This window comes from Legionella waltersii, assembly GCF_001468085.1.
GTDB classification, from domain to species: Bacteria; Pseudomonadota; Gammaproteobacteria; order Legionellales; family Legionellaceae; genus Legionella; species Legionella waltersii.
Window position 1 is genome coordinate 26592 of sequence record NZ_LNZB01000002.1, and the last position, 13499, is coordinate 40090.

Below are 13499 nucleotides of genomic sequence, written 5' to 3' on the forward strand. Positions count from 1 at the left end.
TGTGCAAATTAAATCAACAAAAGAGCCTGTCTTCGGAATAGACCCCATTTAAATGGCGCGCTCGGAGGGACTCGAACCCCCGACACCTTGGTTCGAAGCCAAGTACTCTATCCAGCTGAGCTACGAGCGCTTTGGGTCGTGTAATCGTTCAATCTAGTCATTAATAGGGGAAGGTGACTAGAATGGTGGGCCGTATAGGATTCGAACCTATGACACAGAGGTTAAAAGCCTCCTGCTCTACCACCTGAGCTAACGGCCCTTTACGGGTACATCAAAGTTTATAAGACAGTGTTGCTTAATAAACGATGGTATGGGTTTACTATTTAAATTCTGGTGGGCCGTATAGGATTCGAACCTATGACACAGAGGTTAAAAGCCTCCTGCTCTACCACCTGAGCTAACGGCCCTAAAGAGGCTGAAATCATACAGGAATAATGTAGAAATTCAAGTGTTTTGGGGATATTTTTAATTGAAAAAAGGTGATTGAAGTATGGTGATGGATCCCAGAGAGGTTCGTCCCTGTACTTTCTTATTGGAGTAGCGTCTTGGTTGGAGTTGGGTAAATCCGAGCCGCGACCGTAAGGGAGTGGATAATGCTAGTTAATCAAAGTTGTATATCTATCAAGCCTGTGTGAGTTGTTGAAGTCATTTGACTCTCTGTAGCAAGAAGAGTTAACCCCATAGATTGTATTAGCTCTATAAGCTCAACTTTATTCACAATTTTTGTAAAAATAAGCAGGGTATCAGTCCCTAGCGCTCCACAGCCTTTTATGGCTAAAACATGAGGGTTTTTCTTTAATTCTTCAATGAGTGATAGGCTATTTGGATGGACAAGACGCAAATCTTGGAGCTCATTATGGTAATGATTTACCGATTGAATTAACAACAGGTCATCAACTTGTTCAAAGGCATGTTTTGTCTGATCCACGATAAAAGATAACTGCTGTATGGATGATGGCAAAGCAGTCATTTTTAAATGTTCATGTGTGGCTAATTTAATACCAGTGTGAACGATTAAGAAGGATAAATTGCTAAATATCCAGGGAAATGATGTGATGGATTTTCGTTTCTTATTGATGAATACGCAAGCTCTCTGAGATTGAGCAATAACGTCATAGCCACTGGGGCGTAAACCTTCACCAGACCAGCTAGCTTGGTAGTAATCGGCTAATAAATCATTCAAGTTTGGCTGCAACGTATTATGTGCACAAGCTGCTAAATAGCATGCTAGAAATTGGGCACTCGATGCACCTAATCCACCCAAACCATGATATGGGTCATGCCATTCCAAATTTTCCATTTTCAAAAGCTTTTGCTGCCAGAATTTTCCAGCAGGGGAGTGAGGATGAATATCGTAATGGGGTTCATCTCTGTTTATTGAGAGCTCAAAAAATGGCTTGGTTGTTAAAATAATGGCAGACTCCTCAGCAATTGCTGAATACTCACCCACTAAAAACGTTTTTGCTGGTATTTGCCACTTCATACAGCAATAGGAGCTTGTCTAATTTGAGCCAAGAGATCATAGGCATTATTGAGACTGACACGTTTATTCAGATGCAACCATTCCTGAAGCTTTTCTTTAAGCACAGGGATTTCTTTTTCGTTGGCACCAGCAACCAATAATAAATTATCAATATGTAGTTTCATATGACCTTGGATAATGCCATCAGTGCACAATGCCTTGAGTGCCCCAAGATTTTGTACAAGTCCAACGGCTGCAATAACCTGAGAAAGTTGGTTTGCTGAGGTGATGTTCATCATTTTGAGACACATTTTAGCAGTAGGGTGTAAAGAGGTTACTCCACCTACTGTGCCTACAATAATTGGAGCTGTTAGTTCTCCAGTTAATACCTCATTTTCATATCGCCACTGACTAATTGCTTGATATTGCCCAAAACGAGTTGCATAGGCATGAATTCCTGCTTCTACTGCCCGCCAATCATTGCCAGTCGCGATCAAGACAGGATCTATGCCATTCATTACGCCTTTGTTGTGCGTAGCTGCTCTGTAAGGGTCCATCTCAGCAAATAGAGAGGCTTCTTGAATTTTCTGTCCAAGTATCGGGTCAATGTTTTTAATTTTAACTTGAGCTGTAGTTAATTTAAGATCATTTAAATTGGAAAGAATACACATAGTCACTTCTTCACCAGTTATTCTTTCTATCGGTTCTTTTAAATACTCGAGGACTTGGTTAATGATGTTAGCTCCCATGGCATCACAACTATTCATCATCAGATGAATCACACCCATGTCCCCACCATCAGTTCTTGCTAAATGTCGTAACTGCAGATCGGTAACACCACCTCCACGTTTTACCATATTGTTAGCAACATCTTCATTCGCAATTTCTATGAAATAGTGGCGATTTGCTTCAAAAAGTTGGGAAAACTTTCGAAAATCTTTGATTTTCGCCAATTGAATTTGTCCAAGAATGCATTCCCCATTAACCCATGCAGAAATTTCTCCATGTTGTCTTATCCATTTCGCAGATTTAGACAATGCAGCAATGATGGAGGTTTCTTCAACCGCAAGGGGGATTACATAATCTTGCCCGTTAATTTTGAAATTGGTAGCAACACCGAGAGGTAACTGAAAATACCCAATTACGTTTTCAATCAATTTGTCTGCTAGGTTTAAGTCTTTAATTCCGCCATGTTTTAGAAAACTGATGTCCTCGGCAGTGATTGCACCTAAAGCCAATAGGCGTTTAAATCGTTCTTCTCTAGATAATTTGGAGAATCCGCGAAACAATTCATCAGCATCAGGAATCATAGACATGCCTTCTCCTTTAGATCATCTAATACAAGACTTCCAGTACAAAACATAGCTGTTTTTAATTCGTATTCAATAGTGCTCATCTTAGTTAGCACCATCTCGGTGGACTCTAGAGCAGCCTCAAGCATTGGTTTAGCAAAACCTACAGTGCTAGCGCCTAAAGCGAATAATTTTGCTGCATCTAGGCCATTTCGTACACCACCCGAACCCCATATTTCAAAGCTAGGATGTATACTGCTTGCGTTACATACGCTTTGAACTGTATCAATACCCCAATTTTGGAAGGTTTTTGCAGCCTGGTGGCGGCTTGTGTCATGAACAGCTCGATGTCCCTCAATCCGCCCCCAATGAGTTCCGCCTAGACCACTCACATCAACAGCAGCTACGCCAATTTGGTTTAGTCGGATTAGAGTATTTGTTGAAAATCCACAGCCAGTTTCTTTGATAATAACAGGAATAGAAATACTCTTGACTAGATGTTCCAAAGCACTCCAGCAGCCTTTGAAATCGGTAGTGCCTTCTGGTTGAATGCATTCCTGGAGTGGATTGCAATGAATAATCAATGCTTCAGCTTGTAGAGTATCAATTAGTCTTTGAATATCGGCGATAGGAGTACCAATCAATTGAGCGATTCCTAAATTTCCAAATAGGCTAACCTCAGGAAATTCTTTTCGTAATGGTTCCCACTCAAAAGCAGCTTCTTTATCGGTAAGTTCTCTGCGTTGTGAGCCAACGCCCATAGCCCATTTTTTTTGATGGCATGCTTCAATGAGTCGATAATTGATCGATTGGGCATTTGCATGTCCTGCTGTCATCGAGCTTACGAGAAAAGGAGTAGCTCTTGGTTTGTTAAACCGAAGACTATGGATACTTATGTCACTAAAATTAAAATCCGGCAAAGCGTCATGAATTAGAGAAATTTGATCGAACGGATTCAATTCACTGCATTGATTAGTAGGCATCAAAGCCAATTCAATGTGATCGCGTTTGCGTTGTTCAAATTGACTAAAATCGTGTTGCATGTGTGATAGCGTATGTGTTAGGAAATGGAATTGATCTTAACATAAACTCTAAGAATACACTATCAGGTACGGTTGATGCTGTATGGGGTATAGAAATCATGGGGACAGTCCTCCGTGGAGTCCGTCCCCTATAATTAAGCACGAAGTAACTACCATCGATAATAATAAGTCCTGTAATAATAAGGACGATAGTAATAAGGTCGATAATAGTAAGGGTTGTAATAGTTTCTGTAATAATAGGGCCTGTAATAATATCCCCTGTAATAAGGGCGGTAGTAAGAAGGGCCTATATAGATGTAAGCAGTCTGGATTCCTCTATCAGAATAAGTAATTGGGGTAATGTCTCGGTTAAAGGATTTTGCATAAAGTGACTCACTAATAAACAGTGAGCAAGCCAGTAATAAACAAGAAATGACTAATTTAGTTAAATGATTCCTAATGGTGAAAGCGTCCATTTTTAACTCCAGAAAACATTTATCTATTTAAGTATAGACCATAATCGGGTCGATTCTTTGGGTTTAACGTGATTATTCTATGATTTGGCTCAGGCGATTAATGATTAAAAAAGTGCCCTAGGCGTTTTGCTGCGGCTCTTTCCTCCAGCCGTTCGGCATCACTTAATTGTGGTGAGGGTTTAAACAAGCTTTTAAGGCCAGGAGAACTCATGTTATTTTGAAGAACCATACTTGGTTGTACGACGGTATTAGGAACCTGAAATTGCAATTGTTTTTTATTTTCCAATTGCTGATAAAGACCAGAGCTAAGAACTAGGCCATGTTGCAAAGCTTTCTCAAATCTAGAAACTGGACCCTGAAGTGCAGCAATATGATCAAGAATAACACCCTGATGAGGAGCTCCAGGAATGTTTTCAAGCACCAATTGAAGTTCTGCCATCTTTGTTGCGAATGTTTGTTGATGAGAGAGTGCTTTATGAATAACATTCAACATTTTTTCATTTTTTGTGTTAATCAATAAAGGCTTAGCTCCTAAGGTACTTTTATTCTGAAGGGCTAAAATGCGCAAGAGGGAATCCACTATGTGATTGAGTCGGGATAAAATTTGTTTTAACTCATCAGTCCCTAGTGCATGGGACAAGCGCTCAACATTCATCTCATAGGAATGTTGTGATTCAATACCCAGAAGCTGCAATAAGTAATTTTGGAGTTTTCCGAGCTGAATTAAAACGTTCTGGGTGTCTAATCGATATTGCAAAACCAGAGCTAATGTTTTTAAGGAGGTTTCATCTCCTCCAGAAAAATCGCTACTGTCTTCCACTTCTTGGGAAAATAATTCTAGGTATTGATTAGAGCGAGTTAACTCTTCATCAGCCTGTTTTATTTTGCTTTTCAATGCCACTATTTGTTCGTTCATTGGATAACCTGATCATATTAAAAGTGGTTTCTCTCATTAAATGATACCATGAAATAGTAGTTTTTGCGGTACTGGTGTATTTTGTATTATCCTAAGAAAATTCAATAAAAATAAGTCATTATGGAACAAACAAGCGCCCAAATTATTTTCGAAAAAGAATTGGACCTATTTCGATGCATAGGCACTTGGTCTGTGTTGGCACTTGATGGGTTAACTAAGCAATTCACAGATAGCGTGCTTCCTGACTCGAAAAAATTAACAATTGATGGCGGTAATATCGCTGCCCTTGATAGCGCAGGCGCTTTAGCGTTAAAAAAGTGCATTGATACTCTGCAAAAACACAACAATCAAATAGAGTTGATCAATTTCTCTGATAATCACCAAAAGATGTTGAGTCTCATTGAGTCCAAAAAAGACGTCTTGTCTTACCAATTACCTGAGGTAAAACCAGAGGGCTTTCTATACCAAGTCGGTAAAGAATCTGAAAATAAACTCCATCAAGTCGATGGATTGATCATTTTAATCGGTGATCTGGCAACGAGGGTTTTTGAAGCATTCGTCTACTGGAGGCGGTTTCATTTGCCCAGCATTATGTCAAATATTGATTCTGCTGGATTGAAAGCTTTACCCATTGTTGGTTTATTGGCTTTTTTAATCGGGGTGGTTTTGGCTTATCAAATGGGCTTGCAGCTAGAAACTTATGGAGCAAATATTTTTATAGCCTACTTGTCTGGGATGGCCATATTTCGTGAGTTTGGTCCGTTAATTACAGCGATTATTGTAGCCGGGCGTACTAGTTCAGCATTCACGGCGCAAATTGGTAGTATGAAGGTTAACGAAGAAGTAGATGCTTTGATGACGATGGGGTTATCGCCAACGGAGTTATTGGTTTTACCTAAAGTTATAGGCCTGCTTCTGGTGTTTCCTCTGCTTATTTTTTGGGCGGATTTATTCAGTGTGTTAGGTGCCATGATTATGTCTAAGCATATGCTAGGCATTAGCTTTGAGGATTTTCTAAGTCGATTAAAAGAATCAGTGGGTTTATCGCAAATGATGTTGGGATTATACAAAGCCCCAGCCTTTTCAATTCTTATTGCATTAGTTGGCTGTTTTCAAGGATTTAGAGTGGAGGCAAGTGCAGATAGTATTGGTAGCCAAACGACTAAAAGTGTCGTGCAGGCTTTGTTTTTAATTATTATTGCTGATGCTGCATTCTCAGTTGTATACAGCTGGTTGGAGCTTTAATGAGTACTCCCGTCATTGAAATACAAGGACTGAAAAATAATCTGGGTGGACAGTGGGTTCATACGGACGTCAATTTAACCGTTGAAAAGGGAGAGGTTTTAGCCATTATAGGTGGATCAGGAAGCGGAAAAACCACTATTCTAAGAAGCTTATTAATGCTGTTGAAACCAACAGCCGGTAGTATTAAAGTATTTGGTGAGGAAATCTATAAACTAAGCCCTGAGGAGACGTTAAAACTTCGCAGGCGTTGGGGTATGCTATTTCAACATAGTGCATTGTTTTCAGCAATGACTGTTTTGGAAAATGTAATGTTTCCAATGAAGGAATTTACTAAGCTGGAGCCTCAATTTATGCAAGAGCTTGCTCTCCTTAAAGTGTCTTTAGTTGGTCTTCCTAAGGAAGCTGCAGTAAAATTTCCCTCTGAATTAAGTGGTGGAATGCAAAGAAGAGCCGCTGCTGCAAGGGCAATTGCCATGGATCCAGAGTTGCTGTTTCTTGATGAGCCAACAACCGGCTTGGATCCAAGAGGAGCAAGATTGTTTGATGATCTAGTGGTGTTTTTAAAAGAAGCATTAAATTTGACGGTTGTAATGATTAGTCACGATATTGAGTCATTAAAACGCACAACGGATAGAGTTGCATTTGTAGGTGAGGGCAAAATTTTAAGTGTTGCACCTATAAAAGAGTTAATGAAGAACAAACACCCATTGATCGCAGAATATTTTAGTAAATTGACATAGAGAAAGGACGAGTTACTTGGAATCTAAAACCAACTACACCATAGTAGGACTGATAGTTCTGATTTTAACAGCAGGGCTTTTATCCGCCGGGTTATGGCTTTCTGTTGGGCTCAACAAGAAGGAATATGTATTCTATACGGTGTATCTCAGGGAGTCTGCTGCGGGCTTGAGCGTTGAATCACCCGTTAAATACAATGGAGTACAGGTTGGGTATGTTAAAGCAATAAAGCTCAATAAGTTTGATCCTAGGCAAGTTGAAATTACTCTAAGTATTGAGAAGGGTACTCCAATTACTACAAGCACATCGGCAACTCTAATTTCTCAAGGTATTACAGGAGTTACCTATGTAGGCTTATCTGCAGGCTCTTCTGATTTAACTCCGCTGCAAAAAATGCCAGGAGAGCCCTATGCAGTTATTCCAGCTAAGCCTTCTTTATTGAATCAATTGGACATGATATTAAAAGAAGTTTCGGAGAACGTTAGTAAAGTGAGTACTCAAGCACAACGAATATTTAACGAAGAAAATGCCGCCAATCTAAAAAAATCAATTGCAAATATCGAACAGATTACTGAAGCATTTGCAAATAATACAAAATCTATAGACAGTAGTTTGAAAAATATTGATGTCTTCATGGTGAACTTGTCTAAAGTCAGTAAAGATTTTCCTGAAGTGGTTAAAGATTTTAAAACAGGTGTGAAAAAATTTGAGTCTTTAGCGGATAGTATGAGTACAGCAGGAAAGAGTGTTACGAAAACGATGGATTCTGGTAAAACAGCAATGGATAAACTATCCCAGCAAACAATACCTCCAGCTGTTACATTGTTGCAGCGCTTAAATTTAATCGCTGCAAATTTAGAAAAGGTCAGTGATGAAATGAGACAAAACCCATCCGTTGTTATTCGTGGTACTAAACCTCCCAAACCTGGCCCAGGGGAATAATCATGCGTTTGCTAACTCGTTGTATTTTAGTATCACTCCTCATTGCACTTTGCGCTTGTTCTCCAGTGAATCTGCCGGAATCGAATGATTATCAATTAACGGCATTTAGCGCTAAACAATACACCAATAAAGCAAGAGGTTTCACCCTACAGGTGTCTGCGCCTGATGCCGTGGCTGGTTATCAAACCGAGCAGATGATGTATATGAAAAAACCTTTTAAGTTAGAGGCTTTTGCTAAAAATGAGTGGACAGCTCCACCCGCAGACATGCTATTTCCCTTATTAGTACAAAGTTTGCAAAAAACCGGCTATTTCTACGCAGTCACATCCAGCCCATACAGCGAAAAGGCCAACTATCGATTAGATACTCAATTGTTGTCCCTTAAACAAAACTTCACCAAAAAACCGAGTGTGTTAGAGTTTTCTGCCAAGGTAGTGTTAAGCAACGTCGAAAGTAATCGCATTGTCGGTTCACAAATGGTTTCCTTGGAAATCCCATGTCCAACCGATACCCCTTATGGAGGTGTAGTTGCAGCTAACCAGGCTTCTTATCAGTTTACTGCAACCGTTGCACAATTTGTCGTTACTCATTTAAAACCTCATTAGGAATAGCCAAGAAATAAAAAGAATTGTACAATGGCACTCCAAGATTAACATGAGTTATTTCTAATAATAAGAAACAAAGGAGATTGAGTAATGAAAGCCGGATCGTTTTATAAACTAGGGCTACTCGCGGCAAGCATGGTTTTTGTTGTTGCATGTTCTAAGACACCTGGCAGTGCTGATGGTAATGGCGCTGGAATGGGCGATGGTGATGCCTCTGCACAAGGTTTAGGTCAAATGACCCATTTTGCAGGTCAGGAACCGGGTGAGTCGTATACTACTCAAGCTCCTCATAATCAGTTGTATTTGTTCTCCTACGATGACAGTACTTTAGCCTCTAAGTATTTGCCTTCAGTCAATGCACAAGCTGAATACTTAAAGACTCATCCAGGTGCCAGAGTTCTTGTTGCAGGACATACTGATGAACGTGGAAGTAGAGAGTACAACGTAGCTCTTGGTGAGCGTCGTGCAAACACTGTAGCTGATATTTTGCGTATGGCTGGTGTTAGCAGACAACAAGTTAGGGTAGTTAGTTATGGTAAAGAACGACCAGCTAACTATGGACATGATGAAGCATCCCACGCTCAAAATCGACGTGTGGAATTTACTTATGAGGCAACAAGATGATTAATTGCAGAAGATCCATTATCGCTGCTTGTTTAATTTACATGCTACCCTTTGTAGCATGGTCTGAAGCACCTGTAGTAGATGATAGTGAGAATTTTGCAATGTTAGGTTCACAACAGGGTGCAGAAGCCCCTGTTGTGAACCCAAAATACGATGATCCTCAGATAGAAAACGCGGAGCTGGATTCACCTCAAGGTGATAGCTACGCGATGGATACAGCAGAGCCATACGATGGCCCAGCCTTGGTGAAAGAAGATCAAGGTTCAAGTACTGTTAATGATAGTGCTAAATTAATAGATAAAATACAAAGTTTACAAAAAGAAGTTCAAGAGTTACGTGGTCAACTCGAGGTACAGGCTCACGATTTAAAATTATTACAACAGCAGCAAGTTGCTTTTTATAAAGATTTAGATGCACGAATTTCTGGTAGCTCAACCAGTTCGGCCAAATCAGCACCGATTAAAACCACACCTGAAACATCATTATCTACCAGCTCAACGTCTACTCCAAGTAAGCCAGTGCAACTGAGCCAACCAAAACCAACGCAACCTGTTACAACTCCCGTCGTTGTCCCGACAACAACCAGTAGAGCTAACCCTGCTGACGAACAAATTAGCTATTTAGCCGCTTATGAGTTGGTAAAAAACAAACGCTTTGACGATGCTACTGTTGCAATGCAAGCTTTTGTGCAAAAATATCCCAAAGGTGGCTACACGGCAAATGCAGAGTATTGGTTAGGAGAGTTGTATTTGGTTAAACGTGATTACCAAAAATCGATTGAGCATTTCGACATAGTCTTACAACAATTTCCCTCTTCCAGCAAATCTGCTGCTAGTTTACTAAAATCAGCTTATGCTTATGCTGCTAAGGGAGACAAGCAAGAAGCGAAAAGTCGTTTTGAACAAGTTGTAAAAAATTACCCTGACACTCCAACGGCTAAATTAGCTAGTGCGAAATTGCAATCCATTAATACTCTATGAGCCGGTTTAGTCATCAATTAAGAATTACGGAAATATTTCATTCATTACAGGGAGAGTCAATAACAGTAGGATTACCTACTGTTTTTATCCGTTTGACGGGTTGCCCTCTGCGTTGTCAATACTGCGATACTGCGTATGCATTTACGGGTGGCGAAATCAAAACGATCGATGAAATAGTATCTACAGTGGACTCCTACAACTGCCAATACGTTTGTGTCACTGGAGGGGAGCCACTTGCACAGCCTGCCTGTATTAACCTACTGCAACAATTGTGTGATAAAGGTTACTCTGTTTCTTTGGAAACAAGCGGTGCTAGGGACATTTCTCAGGTTGATCGACGGGTTATGGTGGTGATGGATCTTAAAACTCCAGACTCATTGGAGCTTGACAAAAATTTATTTGCAAATTTAGATTATCTTAAATCGAGTGATCAAATAAAATTTGTTTTGTGTAGTCGGCAAGACTACGAGTGGGCTTGTAGGATAATGCAAGAACATCGTTTATCGGAACGAGTACAATTATTGTTTTCACCGAGTTGGAATCAATTAAATCCAACAGAACTAGCAAATTGGATTGTTGAAGACAAACTTTCTGTTCGTTTCCAAATTCAGTTGCATAAAATTTTATGGAATGACGCACCTGGTCATTGAGCTCAAGGAGAATGATAATGCATTGGTTTGCACAGGCCCCATCTAATATTGCGTTGATAAAGTACATGGGCAAAAAAGATGAGAACAGCAACGTTCCAGATAACTCTTCTTTGTCATATACCTTAAATCATTTATTAAGTTCAGTGAAACTAGAGTTAGTTCCTGGTAGAAAAGACCTATGGGAGCCATTAAGTATTCCCGGAGCCCCTGAGTTCAGTTTATCGATCGAAGGGCAAAGACGGTATATTGAGCATTTAAATCGAGCCAAAGATTTTTTTGGCTACACGGGAGGGTTTTTAATTCAATCCAGCAATAATTTCCCTCATAGCAGTGGGTTGGCCAGCTCAGCATCCAGTTTTGCAGCATTAACAAAATGTGCTTGTCTTGCGCTCAGTGAGCTAACCAATAGAGAGCAACCAACCATCGATGAGCAGGCGCAATTAAGTCGCTTAGGTTCAGGATCATCTTGTCGGTCTTTTTATGCTCCTTGGTCTTTATGGCGCCAGGACAATACTGTAAGCGCAGTTGACTTGCCTTATAAGACTTTAATTCATCAGGTAGTTGTCATTAGCAGTAAAGAAAAAAATACTCTTTCTAGAACGGCCCATCATTTGGTGAAGACAAGCCCCTTTTACGAAGGAAGAGGCCAAAGAGCGAAGGAAAATTTAAGGCTACTTCTTAATGCTCTTGAGGAACAGGATTGGCCTAATGTTTTTCATGTTTGTTGGCGTGAGTTTCAAGACATGCATCAATTATTCAATACTTGTGAAAAGCCATTTTCATACATGACAGACGCTACAAATCAACTGTTAACTGCTATCCAGAAATTTTGGGAGAAAACTGGAGATGGTCCAGTCGTCACTATGGATGCTGGTCCAAATATCCATTTACTTTATCGCCCAGAGCAAACCGATCTGTCTCGACAATTTAAAATAGATTATCTCCTAGGAAATTACGATGTTTTATGATTTTAATACGATTACCTATGGCAAATGGATTCTAGCAGGAGAACATGCTGTAGTTAGAGGACATGAAGCTTTAGTGTTTCCAATCAAAGATAGACAATTACAGTTAGACTACACAGCAAGCTATCCTTCTCTGAGTGCTGATTTTTCAGGTCATCATGGTGCAGAGTTGCGTTTGTTATTTTGGAGCGTGCTGGAGCAGGGAGCTCATTTATTAGGGTACTCATTAAATCAATTAGGTGGTCACTTTGCTTTACAAACGAATATCCCTGTTGGTGTAGGAATGGGGGCTTCGGCTTCTCTATGTGTGGCAATGAGCCGTTGGTTTTGTGCACAAGGTTTGATTAACTCAGGCCAAATTAATGAGTTTGCACGAGAATTAGAGAATTTGTTTCACGGAAAGAGTAGTGGTTTGGATATTGAAGGGGTTTCCTCGGAAGCAGGCGTGTATTTTAAAAATGGCCACAGTGTTCCATTGAACCAATCTTTCAGACCCTATTGGTATTTATCGTCCTGTAATCAAATTGGTATTACTTCACATTGCATTCAACAAGTACAACAATTATGGGACAGGAACCCTGAAGAAGCACATCGTATTGATTTGCAAATGGTTGAAGCTACAAAGGAATCAAAGATGGCTTTAGAAGAGAGTGGACCTAATTCACTCGATAAATTAGCAAACGCAATCAATATGGCCGGAAATTGCTTTGTGAAATGGGGGCTAGTGAGTGATAGTTTGCAAAGTCATATGAATTATTTATTAGAACAGGGTGCTATAGCAGTTAAACCTACCGGATCTGGAGGTGGTGGTTACATTCTCAGTTTATGGGATAAAGAACCTTCGATAGATATCGACATGATATTGGCTTGTTAACACATAGACCTTAATAGCCCGAGCCTTGAGACCTCAAGAGAGCGGACTTTTAACGTAAACCAAGTCAGAATCTCTCCCTTCGAAATGACTATCTTCTTCTGCAACTGGCTTACGATAAAATGGTACAGTGCTTTCTGTACGTTAACTCCACATAGAGAGACTAATACTCTGTTGCATTGATCTACTCTCTTTTTGGGCGTTTACGGACTTACCCGATTTCGATTGGAGTTCTTCTTCCCGATGTTCTTCAGGTCCAAAAGTTTTTGTTCAACAAGGTCTAGTTGATTGATTCTTTCATAACCAGCTTCCTCAGGATGGCACTTATTGTGTAGGAGTTGTCGAGTTTTGTTGATTTTTGTCTTAATGGTTTTAGCGAGATCAGTAGTCGCAAACTCAATTCCAATCAATGCGGCATTAAGTGTATTGTACGTGTTCTCTTGCTTTAGCAGTATAGCGGTCTCGTTGATTACTGTTAGTTTTTTTATGTTGAATTCGATGAATTGTACATTCAAATACGCAAAACACTAATAAGTTGGACATAGTGGGTCATTAACCAGAAAGAGATGTTTTGTGAGTCTCTAATGTTTGAAGAGGAAGGTGAAAATGTCATCCGCTCCCTCACGGCTGAGGTATCGACTCATTTTATAGTCCCTCGGCTAATCTCTTCTCTGATGGTCAGTAAGCGTAGGTCCGGCGCTTCGCCCAATA

Annotated in this window: 14 protein-coding genes and 3 tRNA genes; 9 read left to right on the forward strand and 8 right to left on the reverse strand. The window is 40.0% G+C overall.

What is annotated here, in order from left to right; translation table 11 throughout:
- Positions 1 to 53: 53 nt before the first annotated feature.
- The 8 genes from Lwal_RS00325 to Lwal_RS00355 all read right to left on the reverse strand — a co-directional run bounded on the left by Lwal_RS00325 (position 54) and on the right by Lwal_RS00355 (position 5168).
- A tRNA-Arg gene (locus Lwal_RS00325) sits at positions 54 to 130 on the reverse strand.
- 53 nt (positions 131 to 183) lie between these two features.
- Positions 184 to 259 (reverse strand) — tRNA-Lys (locus Lwal_RS00330).
- A 72-nt stretch (positions 260 to 331) separates the two neighbouring features.
- A tRNA-Lys gene (locus Lwal_RS00335) sits at positions 332 to 407 on the reverse strand.
- A 197-nt stretch (positions 408 to 604) separates the two neighbouring features.
- Positions 605 to 1483: a hypothetical protein gene (locus Lwal_RS00340; protein WP_058478939.1), complete on the reverse strand. Its 879-nt coding sequence runs from the start codon at positions 1481 to 1483 to the stop codon at positions 605 to 607.
- Positions 1480 to 2778 (reverse strand): hydroxymethylglutaryl-CoA reductase, degradative, encoded by a 1299-nt coding sequence (locus Lwal_RS00345; RefSeq protein WP_058478940.1) that lies wholly within the window; start codon positions 2776 to 2778, stop codon positions 1480 to 1482. Before Lwal_RS00345 ends, Lwal_RS00340 begins: the two co-directional genes overlap by 4 nt.
- Positions 2769 to 3797, reverse strand: coding sequence for a type 2 isopentenyl-diphosphate Delta-isomerase (gene fni / locus Lwal_RS00350; RefSeq protein WP_058478941.1), 1029 nt, complete (start codon positions 3795 to 3797; stop codon positions 2769 to 2771). The genes Lwal_RS00345 and fni overlap by 10 nt, the downstream gene beginning before the upstream one ends.
- 149 nt (positions 3798 to 3946) lie before the next feature.
- Positions 3947 to 4252, reverse strand: coding sequence for a hypothetical protein (locus Lwal_RS16855; RefSeq protein ID WP_083499996.1), 306 nt, complete (start codon positions 4250 to 4252; stop codon positions 3947 to 3949).
- A 97-nt stretch (positions 4253 to 4349) separates the two neighbouring features.
- Complete coding sequence (locus Lwal_RS00355; RefSeq protein WP_058478942.1) at positions 4350 to 5168, reverse strand: hypothetical protein; 819 nt, start codon at positions 5166 to 5168, stop codon at positions 4350 to 4352.
- A 120-nt stretch (positions 5169 to 5288) separates the two neighbouring features.
- On the opposite strand from Lwal_RS00355, the gene Lwal_RS00360 reads away from it, so the two are divergent.
- The 9 genes from Lwal_RS00360 to Lwal_RS00400 all read left to right on the forward strand — a co-directional run bounded on the left by Lwal_RS00360 (position 5289) and on the right by Lwal_RS00400 (position 12791).
- Entirely contained in the window at positions 5289 to 6413 is a 1125-nt protein-coding gene (locus tag Lwal_RS00360) for an MlaE family ABC transporter permease (RefSeq protein ID WP_058478943.1), read from the forward strand.
- Complete coding sequence (locus tag Lwal_RS00365) at positions 6413 to 7153, forward strand: ABC transporter ATP-binding protein (protein WP_058478944.1); 741 nt, start codon at positions 6413 to 6415, stop codon at positions 7151 to 7153. The genes Lwal_RS00360 and Lwal_RS00365 overlap by 1 nt, the downstream gene beginning before the upstream one ends.
- 16 nt (positions 7154 to 7169) lie before the next feature.
- Positions 7170 to 8093: an MlaD family protein gene (locus Lwal_RS00370; protein WP_083499997.1), complete on the forward strand. Its 924-nt coding sequence runs from the start codon at positions 7170 to 7172 to the stop codon at positions 8091 to 8093.
- A gap of 2 nt (positions 8094 to 8095) precedes the next feature.
- On the forward strand, positions 8096 to 8698 hold the full coding sequence (locus tag Lwal_RS00375) for an ABC-type transport auxiliary lipoprotein family protein (protein ID WP_058478945.1): 603 nt from the start codon (positions 8096 to 8098) through the stop codon (positions 8696 to 8698).
- A gap of 90 nt (positions 8699 to 8788) precedes the next feature.
- Positions 8789 to 9322, forward strand: coding sequence for a peptidoglycan-associated lipoprotein Pal (pal, locus tag Lwal_RS00380; RefSeq protein WP_058478946.1), 534 nt, complete (start codon positions 8789 to 8791; stop codon positions 9320 to 9322).
- Positions 9319 to 10302 (forward strand): tol-pal system protein YbgF, encoded by a 984-nt coding sequence (ybgF, locus tag Lwal_RS00385; RefSeq protein WP_058478947.1) that lies wholly within the window; start codon positions 9319 to 9321, stop codon positions 10300 to 10302. The genes pal and ybgF overlap by 4 nt, the downstream gene beginning before the upstream one ends.
- On the forward strand, positions 10299 to 10952 hold the full coding sequence (queE, locus tag Lwal_RS00390) for a 7-carboxy-7-deazaguanine synthase QueE (RefSeq protein WP_058478948.1): 654 nt from the start codon (positions 10299 to 10301) through the stop codon (positions 10950 to 10952). Before ybgF ends, queE begins: the two co-directional genes overlap by 4 nt.
- A gap of 17 nt (positions 10953 to 10969) precedes the next feature.
- Positions 10970 to 11920, forward strand: coding sequence for a diphosphomevalonate decarboxylase (locus tag Lwal_RS00395; RefSeq protein WP_058478949.1), 951 nt, complete (start codon positions 10970 to 10972; stop codon positions 11918 to 11920).
- Positions 11910 to 12791 carry a mevalonate kinase family protein gene (locus Lwal_RS00400; RefSeq protein ID WP_058478950.1) on the forward strand — a complete coding sequence of 294 codons (882 nt, stop codon included), beginning with the start codon at positions 11910 to 11912 and terminating at the stop codon, positions 12789 to 12791. Before Lwal_RS00395 ends, Lwal_RS00400 begins: the two co-directional genes overlap by 11 nt.
- Positions 12792 to 13499: the final 708 nt, after the last annotated feature.